Consider the following 20,162-nt stretch of genomic DNA (forward strand, 5'->3'; position numbering starts at 1 on the left):
TAGTTTAAAAATACTTATTGCATCATAGGGCCAAAACCTAAGCTCCATAAGATGACACTACTTCCCATTAGGCCGACTAACAGAACTAATCCTGCCGTAACGACTGAACTTGCGTAGATAAACCCTTTTTCTTCAGGAATATTCATAATGATTGGAACACCTGCATAGAGTAAATATACCGAGTAAGCTAAGCCTGCAAGGCCAACTAACATAATAAACCAAAGCACAGGGTAAAGTACCGAAATACCAACCATAAATAATGGTGTCGCAGTGTATGCGGCAAGTTCTAATGCTTGGGTAAATGTTGGTGATGCATCAAAGGTTTTTGCCATCCAAAAAGATAAGTATGCTAATGCCATCACACCACCGATAAGGCCGAAATACATCCCTACCGACATAAACATTGCACTTTGTGGTGTCAAAAATAGTGGGTCACCATTTGCTGGATGCCAACCAATGTAGGCTGTCGCTATAAAGCTGCATACTGCAGGAATTAATGCGATGAGTAATATATGACTGAGACTGCTTTTTACTGCCTCATGATTGCGTTCAATTGTTTTCCACTCTTGTTTCGGATGAGTGTAAAGCCCCATTAAGTGATTTAGTATCATAGTTATTATTATCCTTGTTTAGCATTCATACATTAGCTCGCCAAACTGCAGACGAACTGATCATAGTCCCATATATCAATCGACTTAATCAGCTCCAGATCTACTCAATATCCTTTAGTCATTTATTGAGTAGTAACTTCATCCCTTACGAAGTTCATCCATTTAAGTAGATTGAAATACAACTTTAGCAACTATTGTTACGAAGATGTATAGACTATTTATTGAACATAAGCATCGATTCGTCAAGGGTTAATCGTGTTTTATCTGTAGAAATATCCTCAACGAAGGTAAAATACGTTCAAACCCTAACAAAAGTTTAAAATCACATGCAGCAATTATTGGCGCCCATTTTTCGTTTTTTAAAGTGTGAGACCCCTGATAGTTGGATTAACAAAGCGAGTCATTCTGATAATTTATCCATTATTCTACGAGATCATTTGCTTTGTGAACTTAAAGCCGCCCAAAGCGCCATGTTTCTTATTCGTAAATATGCAGTTGATAAAGAAAGTGCGAAACGACTTACGCTGTGGGTAAAACCTTATGAAGAGTTTGCTTACAAACGTGTGGGTGATTTAGCAAGCTTAAAGGGCAAAAGTAATATCACTAAGCAAGTCACCGTAAGGGATAATTGTCCCTATGGGCAAGACCTTGTTGATAAAATGGTGCTACTGATAAAAGAAGAGTTGCATCATTTCTATCAAGTTATGGAGCTAATGGATAAGAAGAATGTGCCTTATGAACTTTTAGAAGCTGGGCGTTATGCTAAAGGAATGATGAAGCATGTTAAGACTTTTGAGCCTGATGCATTAGTTGATAAGTTAATTATTGGAGCGTTTATTGAAGCAAGATCGTGTGAGCGTTTTGCCAAACTTGCTCCACACCTCGATGCTGACTTAGAAAAATTTTATATCTCTTTACTTCGCTCAGAAGCCCGCCATTATCAAGACTATTTATCACTTGCAGAGTCTATTTCTGGTAAGGACATCAGTGAAAGGGTCGCTTTTTTTGCGCAGGTGGAAGCTGATTTAATTTTACTTCCTGACGAAGATTTTAAGTTCCATAGTGGCTTGCCAGTGTAATACTTAAGGCAATAAGTTTAATCAGAGTGAGATTGCTAACTATAAATGATGACTTAGTCCGTATATTGATTGGCTGGGTATAAAAATTATCCGCAACTAGAGCTGATTACTTTTTAGCAGAGAAGGGCAGTTGTTGTAATTCAGCACTGTCTTTTTTTACAATCAAAATGCTACCTTGATCGTACCAATCACCAACAACAATACGTTGCTTATTATCATCTAATTCATGAATAGCTGGGCGGTGAGTGTGCCCGTGGATCATTCTTTGGGTATGGGTATTATCTAATAAGGCATCAACGGCAGACTGTTCTACATCCATGATGACATAGCTTTTATCTTGATTTCCACTTTGGCTTTTATGCCTGATATCTGCAGCGATTTTTTGTCGAGTCGATTTTGGTAAGTGACAATAAATCCATTTAACGATTGCAGAGTTTCTAAAGCGGCGGAAGCGTTGGTAAGACTTATCTAGGGTGCATAAACTGTCACCGTGTAGTACTACAGTTTGGATGCCGTATAAATCGAGTACTTTGATTTCAGGTAATAACTGCATACCAGATTTGGCTGCAAACTCTTTACCTATCATAAAATCACGATTGCCATGAATGAAGTAAACTGGCATTCGCTTAGATACTTGTTTGATATGTGTAGCAATGTCATCAGTAAAAGGCTCAGCAATATCATCGCTGGTCCACACTTCAAACAAATCACCGATAATGTACATGGCTTCAACTTCAGATAAATCTGAATTGAGGTAGTCAATAAAGGCTTGAGAGATATCAGGACGATCGGCACTTAAGTGCAAATCGCCCATAAATACAGTGTGCACTATAGCTTATTCAGCAATGCTAGCACTGTTGATTACCACGGCTTCTAGTGGCACATCTTGATGCATACCACGGTTACCCGTGCTAACACCTTTAATTTTCTCAACGATGTCTAAGCCTTCAACCACTTCAGCAAATACACAATAACCCCAGCCTTGACCGGTTTCTGCTTTATGATCTAAGAAAGTGTTGTCGCTAACGTTGATGAAGAATTGCGCCGTTGCTGAATGTGGATCAGAAGTACGCGCCATTGCTAATGTACCGATTTTGTTCGATAAACCGTTGTTAGCTTCGTTTTTGATAGCTGCGTTAGGTGTTTTCTGAACCATATCTTCAGTAAATCCACCACCTTGTACCATAAACCCGTCAATAACGCGGTGAAAAACGGTGCCGTCATAGAAACCGTCTTTAACGTACTTGATGAAGTTTTCAACAGTAAGAGGCGCTTTTTCAGCATTAAGAGCAATTTTGATATCGCCCATGTTGGTGTGCAAAGTGATCATATTTAAATACCTAGAAAAAAATTGTTGCGCGATTCTAACTTATCTAACGTGAGGCTTAAAGTGCAGTGTTCAAAACAGTGTTGCTCATGATAGACTTTGATCTAATTATATTGGTATCAAAACGAGTAAAAGAGAACCATCGATGTTGAAAATTTACAATAGTATGAGTCGTGAAAAGCAAGAATTTAAACCGATTAACCCAGGCAAGATTGGCATGTATGTATGTGGTATCACCATATATGATTTATGTCACATTGGTCATGGTCGTACTTTTGTTTCTTTCGATATGATTGTTCGTTATTTACGTTACAGTGGTTTTGACGTGAACTACCTACGTAACATCACTGACGTTGATGATAAAATCATTAAGCGCGCCGCTGAAAATAAAGAAAGTTGTGATTCATTAACTGAGCGATTAATTGGCGAAATGCACAATGATTTTGACTCACTAAATATGATGCGTCCTGATTTTGAACCAAGAGCGACGCTGCACATCGAAGAAATCATTGAAATGGTGCAAACACTTATTGCTAAAGATCATGCCTATGTATCTGAAAGCGGTGATGTACTGTTCAGTGTGTCTTCGTTCGCTGAATATGGTCGTTTGTCTGGTCAAAACCTTGAACAACTTCAAGCTGGCGCGCGTGTTGAAGTAGAAGACACCAAACGTGACCCTATGGATTTCGTTTTGTGGAAAATGTCTAAACCTGGTGAACCAACTTGGGAATCGCCATGGGGACCAGGTCGTCCTGGTTGGCACATTGAATGTTCAGCAATGAACAGCAAGCATTTAGGCGAGCATTTTGATATTCATGGTGGCGGTAGCGATTTACAGTTCCCACATCATGAAAATGAGATTGCACAATCATGCTGTGCACACGGCTCACAATATGTGAACTACTGGATGCATACTGGCATGGTCATGGTCGATAAAGAGAAAATGTCTAAATCATTAGGCAACTTCTTTACCATTCGTGATGTATTAGCGCATTACGATCCTGAAACTGTTCGTTATTTCTTGCTATCAGGGCATTACCGTAGTCAGTTAAATTATTCAGAAGATAATTTGAAGCAAGCTAAATCAGCTCTAGAGAGAATTTATACCTCACTAAAAGGCTTAGACTTATCTGTTACTGCTGCGCCTGCAGAAGCCTTTATTGCTAAGTTTAAAACGGCAATGGATGATGATTTTAATACGCCAGAAGCTTATTCAGTTATTTTCGAAATGGTGCGTGAGATTAACCGCTTAAAACTAATCGATATGGCACAAGCAAGCGCACTCGGTGTCAGCCTTAAATCATTAACGGATGTTTTAGGTCTAATCAATCGTGATGTTGATGCTTTCTTCCAAGGTGAAGGCAGTGATGACGAAGTCGCAGAAATTGAAGCGTTAATCGTTGAGCGTAATCGTGCTCGTGCTGAAAAAGACTGGCCTGCTGCTGATGCAGCTCGCGATAGATTGAATGCGTTAAACGTTGTCTTAGAAGATGGCGAAGAAGGCACAACTTGGCGTAAAAAGTCTTAAGAAGCGATAAGACAGGACTGAATAACTCAGTAGAGTTTTAAATCAATGTAATAAAATGTTGCTTACTCAGTTGTTATCTTAATCCAAAAAAAAGCCTGCAAATATGCAGGCTTTTTTATTACATTTGGTCTTGATAATCAGCTTAAATACTTATGAAGCTTATTATCACTAAATGGATTTAATTAGTCGTGGTATTGCTCTGCAGCATATAAGGTGTTTTCAAGTAAGCTTGCAATTGTCATTGGGCCTACACCACCTGGTACAGGGGTAATGAATGCAGCTTTCTCGGCTGCAACGTCAAATTCAACATCACCAACAAGTTGACCACTCTCAAGGCGGTTAATACCCACATCAATGACAATAGCACCTGGCTTAATCCAATCACCTGGGATAAACCCAGGTTTACCCACAGCGACAACCAGCAAATCCGCTTGGCGAACTTTTTGCTCAAGGTTTTTGGTAAAGCGATGACATGTTGTGGTTGTACAGCCTGCTAGCAATAACTCTAATGTCATTGGACGACCAACAATATTAGATGCGCCAACGATAGTGGCATCAAGTCCGTAGGTATCAATACCTGTTGACTTGATTAGGGTAATAATTCCTTTTGGCGTGCATGAACGTAGTACAGGGATACGCTGGGCTAATCTACCAACATTATAAGGGTGGAAACCATCGACATCTTTGTCTGGCCTGATGCGCTCGATGACCTTTGAGTCTTCAATATGATCAGGTAAAGGTAATTGTACTAAGATGCCATCGATTTTTGGGTCTTCATTACATTGATCAATTAGTGCTAATAATTCAGCTTCGGTTGTTGTAGTTTCAAGGTCATATGAATACGATTCAAAACCGACTTCTTCACATGCTCGGCGTTTGCTGCCAACATATACTTGTGAGGCGGCATCAGCGCCAACCAGAATCACTGCTAGACCTGGAACACGTTTACCAGCCGCTTTACGCGCCAATACTTTTTCTTTTAATGAGGTTCTAATAGATTGAGCTATCGCTTTGCCATCAATATTTTGGGCAGTCATGAGTGTATAGTTTCCTTTATATGGCGCGATTGAGATGATTTTAAACGAGGCGTATTCTACCAGTCAGGCATAGGCATGTCATGATTAATGGCTAAACGATTTATTAAAAACAGAATTTTTTGTTTGTAAAAACAGCAGCTGAACCAGTTTGCAAAAAAAATCGTTGACGATAGTAAAGTGACTCGTTAATATGCGCTCCGTTCTCACAGATAAGCCGTTAAGTACTAACTTAAAACTAACTGTTGAAGACATCTCGGTGATTAGCGCAGCCCGGTAGCGCATCTCGTTTGGGACGAGAGGGTCAGAGGTTCGAATCCTCTATCACCGACCAATTTTATATTTGTAAAGCTAATGTTTTGCGAATAAGCTTGATACATTAATTGAACACCAAATCAATTGATTGTGACAGCGGGTTATTCAGATTAGATTTGTAAACCATGCGCCACTAGCTCAGCTGGATAGAGCAACGCCCTTCTAAGGCGTGGGTCTCAGGTTCGAATCCTGAGTGGCGTACCAAATTATGGTGATTGTAGCTCAGTTGGTAGAGCCCCGGATTGTGATTCCGGTTGTCGTGGGTTCGAGCCCCATCAGTCACCCCAAATTTTGCATTAAAAATGCACGATTGTAGAGAAAGCGACCTTAGGTCGCTTTTTTTATGTCTAAAATCCCCATATAACCCCGTTTTCACACTCGACTCAGCAGTAAACCGTCGCTATAATGTCGCGTCTTGATAAATATCTAATACGAATTATTACGGGTAATGGCGCTGAAAAGCTGCTGTATCGCACTTTTATTAGAAAACATTAATAATCAAGAAACGAATATTTAATAGTTGAGGTTTCGACTATTACAAAGGACGTCAGACATATTTCGAGGTAAAACAATGCAAGTTTCTGTTGAAACAACTCAAGGCCTAGAACGTCGCCTAACAATTTCTGTTCCTGCTGAACAAATTGAGAAATTAGTTAAAGACAACTTATTACGTGAAGCGAAACGTGCAAAGATTTCAGGTTTCCGTCCAGGTAAAGTACCAGTATCTGTGATCAACCAACGTTACGGCGCAGCAATCCGCCAAGATGTTACTGGTGAAGTTATGCAACGCAACTTCATCGAAGCTATCATGGCTGAAAAATTAAACCCAGCTGGCGCGCCAGTTTTCGCACCAGGCGAAACTGAAGGCGAAAACTACGTATTCGTAGCGACTTTCGAAATCTACCCAGAAGTGGAACTAACTGGTTTAGATGCAATCGAAGTTGAGCAGCCACAAGCTGAAGTTAACGACGCTGACGTTGACACTATGATTGAAACTCTTCGCAAGCAACACGCTACATTCGCTGTAGTTGAAACTGCTGCTGAAGAAGGTAACAAAGCTAAAATGAACTTCGTAGGTTCTGTTGATGGTGAAGAATTCGAAGGCGGAAAAGCTGATGATTTCGAACTAGAGCTTGGTAGCAACCGTATGATCCCTGGCTTCGAAGCTGGTGTTATTGGTCATAAAGCAGGTGATGAATTCGAAATCGAAGTGACATTCCCTGAAGATTACCATGCTGAGAACTTAAAAGGTAAAGCGGCTAAGTTCGTTATTACTCTTACTGAAGTTCAAGCTGCAGAATTACCAGAAGTTAACGATGAGTTTGCTTCTTTATTCGGTATCGCTGAAGGTGGTTTAGAAGCACTTAAAGCTGAAATCCGCAAAAACATGACTCGTGAACTTGAACAAGCGCTTAAAGCAAATGTTAAAGAGCAAGTTATTGAAGGTTTGTTATCTGCAAACGAAATCACTATCCCTAAAGCGTTAGTAGACGGTGAAGTTAATGTTCTTCGTCAACAAGCAATGCAGCGCTTTGGTGGCCAAACTGAAAACATGCCTGAGCTTCCAGCTGATTTGTTCACTGAACAAGCTGAGCGTCGTGTTAAAGTAGGTTTACTTTTAGGTGAAGTGATCAAAACTAACGAACTTCAAGCTGAAGACGAACGTGTTCAAGGTCTTATTGCTTCAATGGCTTCTGCATATGAAGATCCAAGTGAAGTTGTTGAATACTACAATGGCAACAAAGAGCTTATGCAAAACATGCGCAACGTAGCGCTTGAAGAGCAAGCTGTTGAAGTTCTATTAAAATCATCAAAAGTTACTCCAAAAGAAGTCGCTTTTGAAGAATTTATGAACAAGGCAACAGGTAAAGCGTAACCTTCGCTTGACTTGATTGGCGGATCGCCATTTAATGGCTCGTATGAGGTTCCTCATACGAGCCATTTTTATTTTAGGGAAGCATAAAATGCATAAAGCGCCAGAATCTGTACTCAATGCTCTTGTACCTATGGTTGTTGAACAAACGGCTAAAGGTGAGCGTTCATATGATATTTACTCTCGTTTATTAAAAGAGCGAGTAATTTTCTTGGTTGGCCAAGTGGAAGAACACATGGCTAATTTGATCGTGGCGCAATTATTGTTCCTAGAATCAGAAAGCCCAGATAAAGATATCTCAATTTATATCAATTCACCTGGTGGTTCTGTTACTGCTGGTATGGCAATTTACGACACGATGCAATTCATTAAGCCTAATGTAAGCACGGTATGTATTGGCCAAGCTTGTAGCATGGGTGCATTCTTATTAGCAGGTGGTGCTGAAGGAAAACGTCATTGTCTACCTAATTCACGTGTGATGATCCATCAGCCACTAGGTGGGTTCCAAGGACAAGCATCTGACATTGCTATTCATGCTCAAGAAATCTTAGGCATTAAGAATAAATTGAATGAAATGTTAGCTGAACATACTGGCCAGCCATTAGATGTTATCGAGCGTGATACTGACCGTGATAACTTTATGAGTGCGCAAGAAGCTGCTGATTATGGTTTAGTTGATTCAGTTTTTGAAAAGCGTAGCTGATCTTTAGGCCTGAGTACGCTATTCTGTGATGAATAGCGTATAAAAAATATTTGACTGTTCCTGTGTAGGTGAATAAATGCACAGATGGTTTTTTGAAAACAGTGAACAGGCTGCAACAGAGGTAGGGTAATGGGCGATAATAAAAGTACCGGTGACAGTGGCAAACTACTGTACTGCTCTTTTTGCGGAAAAAGCCAACATGAAGTTAGAAAGCTAATCGCTGGACCTTCAGTATATGTTTGTGACGAGTGTGTCGAGCTTTGTAATGACATCATTCGCGAAGAAATTAAAGAAATATCGCCTAAGCGCGATCATGATAAGTTACCGACGCCGCACGAATTGCGTACTCATCTCGATGATTATGTTATTGGTCAAAATCAGGCTAAAAAAGTCTTGTCGGTGGCGGTATATAACCACTATAAACGTTTGCGTAATGGCACACCGATTGAAGGTGTTGAATTAGGTAAAAGTAACATTTTGCTTATCGGTCCAACCGGTAGTGGTAAAACGTTATTGGCTGAAACACTAGCGCGTTCTTTAGATGTGCCATTTACTATGGCTGATGCGACAACATTAACTGAAGCTGGTTATGTTGGTGAAGATGTTGAAAACATCATTCAAAAACTACTTCAGAAATGTGACTATGACGTTGAGAAAGCTGAACGTGGTATCGTTTATATTGATGAAATCGATAAAATTAGCCGTAAATCTGATAACCCTTCAATTACACGTGATGTGTCTGGTGAAGGTGTTCAGCAGGCACTGCTAAAATTGATTGAAGGTACTGTTGCTTCAGTTCCACCGCAAGGTGGTCGTAAGCATCCGCAGCAAGAGTTTTTACAGGTTGATACCTCTAAAATCTTATTCATCTGTGGCGGTGCGTTTGCTGGACTTGAGAAAGTCATTGAGCAACGTGGGCTAACAGGTACTGGAATTGGTTTTGGTGCTGAAGTCAAAGGCGAAGCTGATAAGACCACGATTTCACAAACGTTAGGTAAAGTTGAACCAGAAGATTTAATTAAATTTGGTTTGATCCCTGAATTTATCGGCCGTTTACCAGTTGTTGCGACGCTAACAGAGTTAGATGAATCTGCATTGGTACAAATTTTATCTCAACCTAAAAATGCACTGACTAAACAGTATGGTGCGTTGTTTGAGATGGAAGAGGTTGAACTTGAGTTCCGTGAAGATGCACTTAAAGCCATTGCTCATAAAGCTATGACGCGTAAAACAGGTGCTCGTGGCTTACGTTCTATCATCGAAGATATCTTATTAGATACTATGTATGACATTCCTTCAGTAGAAGGTGTAATAAAAGCCGTTGTTGATGAATCAGTTGTGAAAGGTGAGTCTGCACCTATCTTGATTTATGAAAACACTGACAGCCAAGTGGCTGGTGGCGAACAATAAATAGCCGCTTTTAGCAGTTTATGAAAAATAAGGAGTCCATCGGGCTCCTTTTTTCGTATTAAGCATTGAAACTTCAAGAAACATCCCAATATACTGATTATAAAATCCATTCATCAAACGGAATCGAACTATGACCCAAGAGCGTGAAGCGCATATCGAACTCCCCGTGCTGCCACTTCGAGATGTAGTGGTTTATCCCCATATGGTAATTCCGTTATTCGTCGGACGAGAGAAATCAATTCGATGTTTAGAATCGGCAATGGAACAAGATAAACAAATTTTATTGGTCGCACAGAAAGAAGCTGATTTAGACGAACCAACAAAAGATGATATTTTCGAAATTGGTACTGTAGCGTCAATTTTACAATTACTTAAATTGCCTGACGGCACTGTTAAAGTATTAGTTGAAGGTGGTCAGCGTGCAAAAGTTGATAAATACACCCAAGAAGAAGAATTCTTCGTTGCCACAGCGCAATACCTAGAATCTGAACAACTTGCTGAAAAAGAAGAAGAGGTGCTTGTACGTAGCGCTATCAGCCAGTTTGAAGGTTACATCAAGTTAAACAAAAAAATCCCACCAGAAGTACTGACTTCATTGACCGGTATTGAAGAAGCTGCACGTCTTGCTGACACTATGGCTGCTCATATGCCGCTTAAGTTAGAAGATAAACAGTCAGTACTTGAAATGATCAACGTTGGCGAACGTCTTGAATATTTAATGGCGATGATGGAAGGCGAGATTGACTTATTACAAGTTGAGAAACGTATTCGTGGCCGCGTTAAGAAACAGATGGAAAAAAGCCAGCGCGAGTATTATTTGAATGAGCAAATGAAAGCCATTCAAAAAGAGCTCGGCGACCTTGACGAAAGCCAAGATGAATTTGAAGTCTTAGGTCGTAAGATCGAAGAAGCTAAAATGCCTGCTGAAGCAAAAGAAAAAGCAGAGGCTGAGCTTAATAAGTTAAAAATGATGTCACCAATGTCTGCAGAAGCGACAGTGGTGAGAAGCTATGTTGATTGGATGACGTCAGTGCCTTGGAGCCAACGTTCTAAAATTAAGCGTGACTTATCTAAGGCTGAAGAAATTTTAGATACAGACCACCATGGTTTAGAAAAAGTTAAAGAGCGTATTCTTGAGTACCTAGCAGTTCAAAGCCGTGTTAAGCAGCTTAAAGGCCCAATCCTGTGTTTAGTTGGACCACCAGGTGTAGGTAAAACTTCACTGGGTCAGTCTATTGCTAAAGCAACAGGTCGTAAGTATGTTCGTGTTGCCTTAGGTGGCGTACGTGATGAAGCGGAAATCCGTGGACATCGTCGTACTTACATTGGCTCAATGCCAGGTAAAGTGATTCAAAAAATGGCTAAAGTGGGTGTTAAAAACCCATTATTCTTATTAGATGAAATCGATAAGATGAGCTCAGATATGCGTGGCGACCCCTCGTCAGCATTACTTGAAGTGCTTGATCCTGAGCAAAATGCAGCATTTAACGACCATTACTTAGAAGTAGATTACGACTTATCTGATGTAATGTTTGTGGCTACATCGAATTCAATGGATATTCCAGGACCGTTATTAGATCGTATGGAAGTGATTCGTTTATCGGGTTATACCGAAGATGAAAAACTTAACATCGCTAAAAAGCATTTGCTGACTAAGCAAGTTGAGCGTAACGGTCTTAAGCCTAAAGAAATCAATATCGACGATAGTGCCATCATCGGCATGATCCGTTATTACACTCGAGAAGCTGGTGTGCGTTCATTAGAACGTGAGTTGTCTAAAGTGTGCCGTAAAGTCGTTAAAATGATTCTTTTAGACAAGTCAGTTAAGACTGTCGAAGTGAATCAAGATAACTTGAAGTCATTCTTAGGTGTGCAGCGCTTTGATTACGGTAAAGCAGAATCAAATAACCAAATTGGTCAAGTGACAGGTCTTGCGTGGACTCAGGTTGGCGGTGATTTGCTAACGATTGAAGCCACATCTGTGTCAGGTAAAGGCAAACTTGCTTATACCGGTTCGCTGGGTGACGTAATGCAAGAGTCAATTCAAGCTGCTATGACTGTAGTAAGAGCACGAGCTGAACAATTAGGTATTAATGCTGACTTTTACGAGAAACGTGATATTCACGTTCACGTACCTGAAGGAGCAACACCTAAAGACGGTCCTTCGGCAGGTGCTGCGATGTGTACTGCACTCGTTTCAAGTTTAACTGGTAACCCTGTTAAAAGTGATGTGGCGATGACGGGTGAAATTACTCTTCGTGGCGAAGTACTTCCTATTGGAGGCTTAAAAGAAAAGTTACTTGCGGCGCATCGCGGCGGTATAAAAGTTGTTCTTATTCCTAAAGAAAATGAGCGCGACTTAGAAGAAATTCCTGCGAATGTCATTGCAGATCTTAAAATTCATCCCGTTAGGTGGGTGGATGAAGTGCTTGAATTAGCCTTAGAGAGACCTGTAAAGGGCTTTGAAGTGGTTAAAAAGTAGCTAAATAGCAAAAAAACATGCTTTGAAGCCAAAAAAAGTGAAAAAAGGGGCTTAACAAACGCGAAAGCTGTGGTAGCCTAGATAAGTGGAGAGTCAGTTAGCACCAAACCCTTGGCGCAACTGACTTTGAGCTGTATCCAAGTACATTTTTTTTGGTTTTCCAACTAAGTTTGGTGTGGTATCAAACTTATTACAAAAAAGCCTCCGCAGACCGCTCTAAAGACGGATTTGGTTGCGGCGCGAAAATAAACATTCAAGGGGATGACATGAACAAATCTGAACTAATCGAGAAAATCGCTTCTGGTGCTGACATTTCTAAAGCAGGCGCTGGCCGTGCATTAGATTCTTTCATTGGTGCTGTTACTGAAGCACTTAAAGAAGGCGACAAAATTTCTCTAGTTGGTTTTGGTACTTTTGAAGTACGTCAACGTGCAGAACGTACTGGCCGTAACCCACAAACTGGTGCGGAAATCAAAATTGCAGCAGCAAACATTCCAGCATTCAAAGCTGGTAAAGCTCTAAAAGACGCTGTTAACTAAATAGTTAATATCGTTGCCTTTTGTAAGGCATTTGTAGAAAGCACTGTTTTGACAGTGCTTTTTGCGAAAGAAATATCAGAAAAAACTTAGTTAGTTTTGATATTCGGAGGAATTGGGTCATACCCGAGGTAGCGTCTGATAACTCCACATAAATTACAAGAAGGCGCATCCCCAAGTGGTGCGCCTTTTTATTTTTTTAATCGCAACAAGCGAGAATTCAGATGTTAGAAAAAATTCGCGAAGGTTCACAAGGCGTTATTGCTAAAAGTATTTTAGTGCTAGTGATTCTTTCGTTCGCATTTGCAGGTGTAAGTAGTTACCTAGGAACTTCAACTGAAGTTGCTGTCGCTGTAGTTAACGGTGACGAGATTACTGCAAATGAACTAGAACAAGCTTATCAAAACGAACGTGGCCGCTTAGAACAACAACTAGGTGAAATGTTTGATGCATTATCTGCTGATGATAACTACATGAATGGTATCAAGCAAAATGTATTAGACCGCCTGATTGCTGACAAGTTAATGACTCAAGCAGCAGAAGATTTAGGCTTACGTGTTTCTGATGACCAAATTAGACAAGCGATTGTTAATGAACCTGCTTTCCAAACGGATGGCGTATTTGATAATGATCGTTATTTAGCTGTACTACGTCAGTTAGGCTACCAAACGACTAGTTTCAGAAATATGATGCGCACTGACATGACTCGTCGCCAGTTATTAACATCGTTAGTCGCCACTGAATTCGTATTAGATGGTGAAGCAAAGCAATTAGCTGAAGTTCAAGGCCAGACTCGTGACATTCGTTACTTAGTTGTTGATTCAACGCCTTATTTAGCTTCTGCTTCAGTGTCAGAAGACGCCATCAAAAACTACTACGACAGCAACTTGATGCAATTTATGGATCAAGAAAAGGTGAGCTTAGAGTACGTAGAACTTAACGTCGCTAATATTGCTAAGGGTATAGAAGCATCAGTTGAAGATGCACGTACATATTACGAAGAAAATAAGCAACAGTACCAAACGCCTGAAAAACGTTTAGCTGCACATATTTTATTTGCCTCAGGCGATGACAGTGCTGATGAAGCGAAAGCTGAAGCAAGTTTAGCTAAATTACAAGCAGGCGAAGACTTTGCTGAAGTAGCAAAGGCTGATTCAGATGACCAATTCAGTGCTGAGCAAGGCGGTCAACTTGACTGGTTTGAACAAGGCGTAATGGATCCTGAATTTGATACTGCATTATTTGAGCTTAACCAAGGTGAATACTCGCAAGTTGTAAAAAGTGAGTTCGGTTACCACATCGTTAAGTTACTTGACGTTCAATCAGGTGCCGCAGCACCATTTGATGAAGTTCAAGATAAGATTGTTGCTGACCTTAAGAACAAGAAAGCCGTTGATGAGTTCTACAGCTTACAAAGCGTCTTAGCTGACACAAGTTACGAAGTGCCAGATACATTGGACGAAACGGCTAAAGCATTAGATGTGGAAGTGCAAACAACTCAGCTGTTCTCGCGTAACAATGCACCAGCGAACTTGAACAAGCCTGAGTTAGTCCGCGCAGCTTTTTCTGATGACGTAATCGGAAGTGGCATGAACAGCGAAGTGATTGAGCTTGAGCCTAACCACGTTGTCGTAATTCGTTTACTTAAGCATCAAGATGCAGGTACTTTACCTTTAAGTGAAGTTAAAGCGGGTATCGAAGCACGTTTAGTGCAAGAACAAGCTAACCTCGAAGCAAGCGAAAAAGCCAACGAATACTTAGCTGAAATGAAAGCTGGCAACGAAATCACTGAAACGACTATCGCAACTAAAGTTCAGTTAGCTCGTTTCAGCCAAGATATCGACCAAGCTATCACTACTAAAGCATTCCAAATGCCAGCACCACAATCAGGTTCTGTTGCATTTGATACCGCTGCTCTAGCTAATGGTTTTGCCGTTATTGCACTTGATAATGTGAACGCTGCGGTCGGCATTGATAGCAATATTATTGACAGCATTAAAGAGCGTTTAGCGCCGCAATTTAGCGAAGCAGATTACCGCGCCATCATTGATGCGTTAAAAGCAAAAGCTAAAATTGAGTACCCTGTGGCTGAATAACACTTAGTTCAAGGGATATAATTTAAAAGCCAAGGGGAACCTTGGCTTTTTTATGTTTCACTTTTAAAGTTTAATCAATAATCAGTTTAACCCAATCATGTAGAAGGAACTTCATGAATATTGCGCTTTTTGACTTTGATGGCACCATCACGGAAATTGACACATACACCCCATTTATATATTTGAGTGTGCCTAGATGGCGAATTATCGTCTGTTATCCTTTTTTATTACCCTTCATCATACTTTATAAGTTTAAGTTGATTGGCGCCTCTAAAATTAGAACGGTTATTACTCGTTTGGGTTTCTGGAACCGACAACCTGACGAAGTGTTTGCTCAAGGAAAAGAGTATGCTTTAACATTAGATTCTGTGATGAGAGCAGAAGCCAAAAAGCGGTTAGAATGGCATAAAAAGCAGGGTGATTTAATCGTTATTGTATCGGCGTCGTTGGATGCTTATTTAATTCCTTGGTGTGAACAACATGGGTATCAATTAATTTGTGCCAATCTAGAAATACAAAAAGGCCGTTTAACAGGTCGTTATTTAGGTGGTGACTGCAGTGCTGAAGTAAAAGCACAAAGGGTTGAACAAAAACATTTGTTAAATGATTTTGACAAAGTCTATGCCTATGGTGATACCGAAGAAGATTCGCAATTAATAGCATTGGCTGATGAAGCTTATTTTTGTTGGGGAAAAGTAAGCTGAGGAGCTATCAGTAGTTAAAGCTGTAGTTACAAATGTGGTTTCAAAATGATAGATAACTTCTTAATTATTTATTGTATTGGCAAAGATAAAGAAGCCTAACTAATGCAAAGAGAAAGGGAAAGGTGTGGAGAATATAACCCAACGCTTTGAGCGTGTATTAACTCATATTGACAATAATTTATCGTCGAGTTTAGATATTGAAACGTTAGCTAGGCTTGCACAGATCCCTGAGTATCATTTTGAATTTATTTTTCAGAGCTTATTTCATACCAAGCTTAATGAATACATTGATTTATTACGTCATCTAGAGGCAGCTCAACAACTTGGTTTTGATAAAAGTGTTGCGATTAGTGTTGTAGCTCAAGCTGTTGGTTTTAGCTCTGAAAAAGCTTTTGAGCACGCATTTACCAGAAGTATTGGTCAAAGCCCAAAACAATTTCAGCTCGCTCCTGATTGGGGTAACTTTTTTCAAAAACAACAACCGTTAAAAACGTTGTCAGAGGGGCATGATCAATTATCAGCTTTTGAGGTGAATATTGAAGTCGTAGAGCTCGAAGAAGTTCCGTTAATTATTATTGAGCATCGCACATTAGCAGAGTATTTACCGCAAACAATTCAAGCAATGCGTGCATTTAGGCAAACGCATAATCTGTCGCCTGAAAAAAGCCAAACTTTCAATTTTATTTATCAGACTTATCCAGAGGGAGTTGAATACGAACAGATCCACTCATCAGCATCAAATTACAAAATTGATATCGCTGTTAGCGTCAATGCACAACAGAAAGCTTCTTTAATAGCCGCTATTGAATCCTCAGAATATTTTAAAGAAACAAGTATACCAAAGGGGAGCTACGCTTCGTTTTTGCATTCAGGCTCTGATGAAGCACTAAATAAAAAAATAAAATATTTATATGGCACTTGGTTAGTTGAAAACAGCAAAATTAATAATACTCAATTAAATACGATGCCGTTAATCTTTGAGAAGTTAAAAATAAATAATTCAAATCAGAGTCAAACGAGAGTGTATTTACCCTTGTACAAAGAGTGAACCTAAGCGCACTTTTATTGCGCAGTCACTCGCATCAATTCAGCACAGATCCATGCCATATAAGTCGCCCAAGCATAGCCAAACACTGAAAATAAGATAGCAACTGGTGCTAATGAGCGATGAAATGCCATCGCGACAACAGGTGAAGATGCAGCCCCACCAATACAGCATTGGCTTGCTAACGCCATATAAGCGACTGGTGCTCTCATTAGCAAACCTGCAATGATCACAACCATCGCGTGAATGGTTAACCAAACAAACCCGATAGCGAAATAAATTGGGAAATCATCGATCATGGTCAGATCCATTTGAAGTCCCATATTCGCAATCAAGCAGTACAACATAATGGTGGAGACTTTTGACGCTCCAACAGTTTCAAGTTCTCTAACCTTTGTGTTTGAAAGCACAATGCTAACAGTTGTCACAATGATCACTATCCAAAAAAAATGAGATGTAAAACTGTATTTCTCTGTTTGGGGGTAATTATCAGCAAAAAAAGGGGCCAGAATATCAGCACCCCAATGTGCAAACCCTGTGACACCAAAGGCCACGGCAAACATCATCATATAATCATTAAGGGTTGGCTTAGCTTGGTTAGCGGTTACTCGCTTTTCTGTAATGGTTATCAGCTGATTAAACTGACTGGTGTCAGCATTGATTTTTTTATCAATAAAAGCGGCGTTGTTAGCGCAAATCAATAAAAATGACATCCATATTGCTGAATAGATAACGTTAACTGAAATCATAATCGCGAAAAGGTTTTCTTCAACTTGGTAGATTTCTTTCATCGCAATTTGGTTAGCTGTGCCGCCTACCCAGTTGCCGGCCAATGTTGCCATCCCTTTCCAAGTTGCATCGGCGCCCAGCCAGTTAATACTTTCAGGAATGATCTTTGAGAAAAGTAATAGTGTGAGTGGTCCGCCAATAATAACGCCAATACTACCGAGTAAAAATAAGATTATTATTTTAGGTCCCAGTAACAGTATCGATTTAATATCCACGCTAATAATTAACAATGTTAAGCAAGCGGGCATTAAATATTTTGAAGTGATGGTGTTTAATTCACTATTACTAGCATCAACAATATTGAATGTATTTAATAGTGAGGGCAGCACGTAGCACATGACCATAACTGGCACAAAACGGTATATTTGTTTTAGCAGCGGATGAGATGATTGACTGGTATAAAAAACCAAACCAATTATGGTGCTAAGTAAGCCAAATATGACAGGATCTTGATTGATCATTACTTTCTGGCTACCTTAATGTATTTTAAGAATGTCGCTATGCGTTACAGAAACGCATGAACTCTTCTAATAATGAGGATAGTGATTCATCATTTCGCCTGATGGACCAATAATTACGATTAAAATCCCAACCAGGCAATTGTAATTCTACAATTTCACCTCGTCGTATTTCTTCTTTAACGGCAAGATAAGGCAAGACACTAACACCAATCCCAGTTCCAATTGCGCGTTTAATCGCGCCCATGGTATTCATTGATAACTCGTTATTGATAGTGATTTTAGCACTTCTTAATAACTGAGTATTACGTAGCCTTGACACTGACAAGGTCGAATCCATTACCCATAATTGCTCAGACAGAAGCTTAGGTGTAATAGTTTCTTCGAGTATTGGGTTATCACAACTCGTTACCAGACAAATTTTATCCTTAATCCATTGGTCATATTGTAAGTTGTTGAGCCCCGGTTTTGCATCCACAAAGCCTAAATCTAACTCTTTCTCAGAAACCATTTTTTCAATGGTTAAACTGTTATTAATCACAAGTTTTATATCAACTAACGGGTGTAGCTTTTTAAACTGCGGAATTTTACGAGATAAAATATAGTTTCCAGCCGTTTTACTACTGCCAATTTTTATGGTGCCACCTACAGCATTTCGTTCGGCAAACATCTGTTCCAACTGAGTCCCTTTCGACAGCATTTCATTTGCATAAGGAAGAATGACTTCGCCGTTATCATTAATGGATAATCCATTGCTGCTGCGCTCAAATAATCGTGTACCTAAAGAACTTTCCAATTCCTTTAGTGCCATACTGACCGCTGGAGTCGACATATGAAGCTGCTGTGCAGCTTTGGATATCTGTCCATTGTCATGTATCGCTTTAAAAATAGTCAGTTGTTTAAGCGTGATTTTCATTAGGTAAGGTTACTTTAAAAATGATGTATGAGATTATAGCTAAATATGAATAAACAACGTTAAAATCATTGTTTAGGTTGTATTTTTTGGAACGCTGCTCATGTTTTTTATAAAAGTTTTAACCTTGCAAAGTAGGTGTTAGCGATATTGATAATCACTAACACCCGTTAACTGCTTAAAAGTCGTATCGAACCCCTACGCTGAAAATATTATCTTCATCTAAATCGATCACAGGACCAGCATTTTCAACTCTATATTCGCCTTCATATTTAGCATAATGCGCAAATACTTTAGTGGACTTTGAAATGCGGTAATCTGCACCAATCACAAATGAAGTAATGTCGACATCAGTTGCGCGGTTGTATTCACTCGAGGAAGCTGCACTATTTTTAAAATATTTACCAAAGCCAGCTTCATCTTTGCCAATTTCAGCTTTTAAATTAACGCCATTTAAATTATAAACAGCACTTAGAAAATAAGAGTTACCTTCCTTGTAACTGTATTCCTGACTTTCTGTATTTTGAAATAAACCGCCTAGTTTAAGGCTGCCAATTTTTACTTGAGCCACACCGCGATAGGCATCTACTCCACCGATTGTGTTATATGCTGCAGCGAGGTAATAAGATTGTTTCTTTAGTTTTTTATCACCCGCAATAATGCTGACAGCATATTGCTTTTCGTCATAATCAGTACGTATACCATCGTCGTCGTATTCAGCGTAATTATCATCAATCAAGTAGGTGGCGTTTAAGGTAATTAAATCGGCAAATTTAGGCGAGTAATAAGTGAAGCCATCACCTTTACGGACTTGACCAGCAATCATACGATTATAAGCTGCGTTAGTTAAAGCAAACGCTTCAGCTGTACCCTTAGAGGTTTTCATTACGGTGTCATTACGGCCTACTAAAACCGTACCCGCCTGAGTTTTTAATCCTAAGTAGGTATTTCTTGGTTTAAAGACGTCATCACTGCCTTCGTTTGTTGCAGAATTAACTTGTACTTCGACTCGGTAAAGCACATCAATATTTTTAGCAATTGTTTCACTTCCGTGAAGACCTAGTCTTGAAAAGTTATTTTCTAATACGGTGCCAGACTTACCATTCTGAGTAGTAGAGCCATTGTCTGAATTCGTTACAGCCATTTCTAAACGGCCATAAAATTGCGGTGACTCTGCTAATACTGAGTGTGAGTTGGCTGAAAGGAGCGCAATCACAGTTAAAGAAAGTAATGTTTTTTTCATGTTCAATCCCATGTTT

The 20,162-nt window shown here is 39.7% G+C and carries 17 protein-coding genes and 3 tRNA genes; 13 read left to right on the top strand and 7 right to left on the bottom strand.

The annotated features are described in order from the left end of the window. Positions 1-14: 14 nt before the first annotated feature. Positions 15-611: a Yip1 family protein gene (locus K5Q58_RS19200; RefSeq protein WP_220755469.1), complete on the bottom strand. Its 597-nt coding sequence runs from the start codon at positions 609-611 to the stop codon at positions 15-17. A 326-nt stretch (positions 612-937) separates the two neighbouring features. Between K5Q58_RS19200 and miaE the strand changes: the two genes are divergently transcribed. Further along, complete coding sequence (gene miaE, locus K5Q58_RS19205) at positions 938-1,690, top strand: tRNA isopentenyl-2-thiomethyl-A-37 hydroxylase MiaE (RefSeq protein ID WP_220755470.1); 753 nt, start codon at positions 938-940, stop codon at positions 1,688-1,690. Between the two features lie 106 nt (positions 1,691-1,796). On the opposite strand, the gene K5Q58_RS19210 is transcribed toward miaE, so the two are convergent. After that, complete coding sequence (locus tag K5Q58_RS19210) at positions 1,797-2,519, bottom strand: UDP-2,3-diacylglucosamine diphosphatase (protein WP_220755471.1); 723 nt, start codon at positions 2,517-2,519, stop codon at positions 1,797-1,799. 6 nt (positions 2,520-2,525) lie between these two features. Further along, a complete protein-coding gene (locus tag K5Q58_RS19215) occupies positions 2,526-3,020 on the bottom strand; it encodes a peptidylprolyl isomerase (protein WP_220755472.1) in 495 nt (164 codons plus the stop codon). A 142-nt stretch (positions 3,021-3,162) separates the two neighbouring features. Between K5Q58_RS19215 and cysS the strand changes: the two genes are divergently transcribed. Beyond that, complete coding sequence (gene cysS / locus K5Q58_RS19220; RefSeq protein ID WP_220755473.1) at positions 3,163-4,545, top strand: cysteine--tRNA ligase; 1,383 nt, start codon at positions 3,163-3,165, stop codon at positions 4,543-4,545. Between the two features lie 182 nt (positions 4,546-4,727). On the opposite strand, the gene folD is transcribed toward cysS, so the two are convergent. Beyond that, positions 4,728-5,582 (bottom strand): bifunctional methylenetetrahydrofolate dehydrogenase/methenyltetrahydrofolate cyclohydrolase FolD, encoded by an 855-nt coding sequence (gene folD / locus K5Q58_RS19225; protein ID WP_220755474.1) that lies wholly within the window; start codon positions 5,580-5,582, stop codon positions 4,728-4,730. Positions 5,583-5,836: 254 nt separating this feature from the next. On the opposite strand from folD, the gene K5Q58_RS19230 reads away from it, so the two are divergent. From K5Q58_RS19230 to K5Q58_RS19280, 11 genes are all read left to right on the top strand, one after another. Next, positions 5,837-5,913: transfer RNA gene (locus K5Q58_RS19230), tRNA-Pro, on the top strand. Between the two features lie 108 nt (positions 5,914-6,021). Beyond that, positions 6,022-6,098, top strand: a tRNA-Arg gene (locus tag K5Q58_RS19235). A 7-nt stretch (positions 6,099-6,105) separates the two neighbouring features. Beyond that, a tRNA-His gene (locus K5Q58_RS19240) sits at positions 6,106-6,181 on the top strand. 284 nt (positions 6,182-6,465) lie between these two features. Continuing rightward, positions 6,466-7,770: a trigger factor gene (gene tig, locus K5Q58_RS19245; protein ID WP_220755475.1), complete on the top strand. Its 1,305-nt coding sequence runs from the start codon at positions 6,466-6,468 to the stop codon at positions 7,768-7,770. An 88-nt stretch (positions 7,771-7,858) separates the two neighbouring features. Continuing rightward, positions 7,859-8,470, top strand: a complete 612-nt coding sequence (gene clpP, locus K5Q58_RS19250; protein ID WP_153916032.1) for an ATP-dependent Clp endopeptidase proteolytic subunit ClpP — start codon at positions 7,859-7,861, stop codon at positions 8,468-8,470. A 129-nt stretch (positions 8,471-8,599) separates the two neighbouring features. Continuing rightward, entirely contained in the window at positions 8,600-9,880 is a 1,281-nt protein-coding gene (gene clpX / locus K5Q58_RS19255; protein WP_220755476.1) for an ATP-dependent protease ATP-binding subunit ClpX, read from the top strand. A 130-nt stretch (positions 9,881-10,010) separates the two neighbouring features. Next, positions 10,011-12,362, top strand: coding sequence for an endopeptidase La (lon, locus tag K5Q58_RS19260; protein ID WP_220755477.1), 2,352 nt, complete (start codon positions 10,011-10,013; stop codon positions 12,360-12,362). Between the two features lie 266 nt (positions 12,363-12,628). Next, entirely contained in the window at positions 12,629-12,901 is a 273-nt protein-coding gene (locus K5Q58_RS19265) for an HU family DNA-binding protein (RefSeq protein ID WP_055023877.1), read from the top strand. A gap of 221 nt (positions 12,902-13,122) precedes the next feature. Further along, positions 13,123-14,994, top strand: a complete 1,872-nt coding sequence (locus tag K5Q58_RS19270) for a SurA N-terminal domain-containing protein (RefSeq protein WP_220755478.1) — start codon at positions 13,123-13,125, stop codon at positions 14,992-14,994. A 113-nt stretch (positions 14,995-15,107) separates the two neighbouring features. Beyond that, positions 15,108-15,698, top strand: a complete 591-nt coding sequence (locus K5Q58_RS19275) for an HAD-IB family hydrolase (RefSeq protein WP_220755479.1) — start codon at positions 15,108-15,110, stop codon at positions 15,696-15,698. A 124-nt stretch (positions 15,699-15,822) separates the two neighbouring features. Next, positions 15,823-16,746, top strand: coding sequence for a GyrI-like domain-containing protein (locus K5Q58_RS19280; RefSeq protein WP_220755480.1), 924 nt, complete (start codon positions 15,823-15,825; stop codon positions 16,744-16,746). A gap of 14 nt (positions 16,747-16,760) precedes the next feature. Here K5Q58_RS19280 and K5Q58_RS19285 read toward each other — a convergent pair whose 3' ends face one another. The 3 genes from K5Q58_RS19285 to K5Q58_RS19295 all read right to left on the bottom strand — a co-directional run. Next, positions 16,761-17,993 (bottom strand): DUF819 domain-containing protein, encoded by a 1,233-nt coding sequence (locus K5Q58_RS19285; RefSeq protein WP_220755481.1) that lies wholly within the window; start codon positions 17,991-17,993, stop codon positions 16,761-16,763. Positions 17,994-18,030: 37 nt separating this feature from the next. After that, entirely contained in the window at positions 18,031-18,906 is an 876-nt protein-coding gene (locus K5Q58_RS19290) for a LysR family transcriptional regulator (protein ID WP_220755482.1), read from the bottom strand. 175 nt (positions 18,907-19,081) lie between these two features. After that, the coding region (locus K5Q58_RS19295; protein WP_308443256.1) for a porin at positions 19,082-20,162 on the bottom strand (1,081 nt) is incomplete at its 5' end.

It is taken from the genome of Shewanella sp. KT0246, assembly GCF_019654955.1.
Lineage (GTDB): Bacteria > Pseudomonadota > Gammaproteobacteria > Enterobacterales > Shewanellaceae > Shewanella > Shewanella goraebulensis.

What these genes read in the sequence shown, in the direction of transcription:
- lon (WP_220755477.1), top strand. Translation starts at nt 10,011, where the DNA reads ATGACCCAAGAGCGTGAAGCGCATATCGAACTCCCCGTGCTGCCACTT.
- K5Q58_RS19265 (WP_055023877.1), top strand. Translation starts at nt 12,629, where the DNA reads ATGAACAAATCTGAACTAATCGAGAAAATCGCTTCTGGTGCTGACATT.
- K5Q58_RS19290 (WP_220755482.1), bottom strand. Translation starts at nt 18,906, where the DNA reads ATGAAAATCACGCTTAAACAACTGACTATTTTTAAAGCGATACATGAC.
- clpX (WP_220755476.1), top strand. Translation starts at nt 8,600, where the DNA reads ATGGGCGATAATAAAAGTACCGGTGACAGTGGCAAACTACTGTACTGC.
- folD (WP_220755474.1), bottom strand. Translation starts at nt 5,582, where the DNA reads ATGACTGCCCAAAATATTGATGGCAAAGCGATAGCTCAATCTATTAGA.
- clpP (WP_153916032.1), top strand. Translation starts at nt 7,859, where the DNA reads ATGCATAAAGCGCCAGAATCTGTACTCAATGCTCTTGTACCTATGGTT.
- tig (WP_220755475.1), top strand. Translation starts at nt 6,466, where the DNA reads ATGCAAGTTTCTGTTGAAACAACTCAAGGCCTAGAACGTCGCCTAACA.
- K5Q58_RS19285 (WP_220755481.1), bottom strand. Translation starts at nt 17,993, where the DNA reads ATGATCAATCAAGATCCTGTCATATTTGGCTTACTTAGCACCATAATT.
- K5Q58_RS19200 (WP_220755469.1), bottom strand. Translation starts at nt 611, where the DNA reads ATGATACTAAATCACTTAATGGGGCTTTACACTCATCCGAAACAAGAG.
- K5Q58_RS19215 (WP_220755472.1), bottom strand. Translation starts at nt 3,020, where the DNA reads ATGATCACTTTGCACACCAACATGGGCGATATCAAAATTGCTCTTAAT.
- miaE (WP_220755470.1), top strand. Translation starts at nt 938, where the DNA reads ATGCAGCAATTATTGGCGCCCATTTTTCGTTTTTTAAAGTGTGAGACC.
- cysS (WP_220755473.1), top strand. Translation starts at nt 3,163, where the DNA reads ATGTTGAAAATTTACAATAGTATGAGTCGTGAAAAGCAAGAATTTAAA.
- K5Q58_RS19275 (WP_220755479.1), top strand. Translation starts at nt 15,108, where the DNA reads ATGAATATTGCGCTTTTTGACTTTGATGGCACCATCACGGAAATTGAC.
- K5Q58_RS19270 (WP_220755478.1), top strand. Translation starts at nt 13,123, where the DNA reads ATGTTAGAAAAAATTCGCGAAGGTTCACAAGGCGTTATTGCTAAAAGT.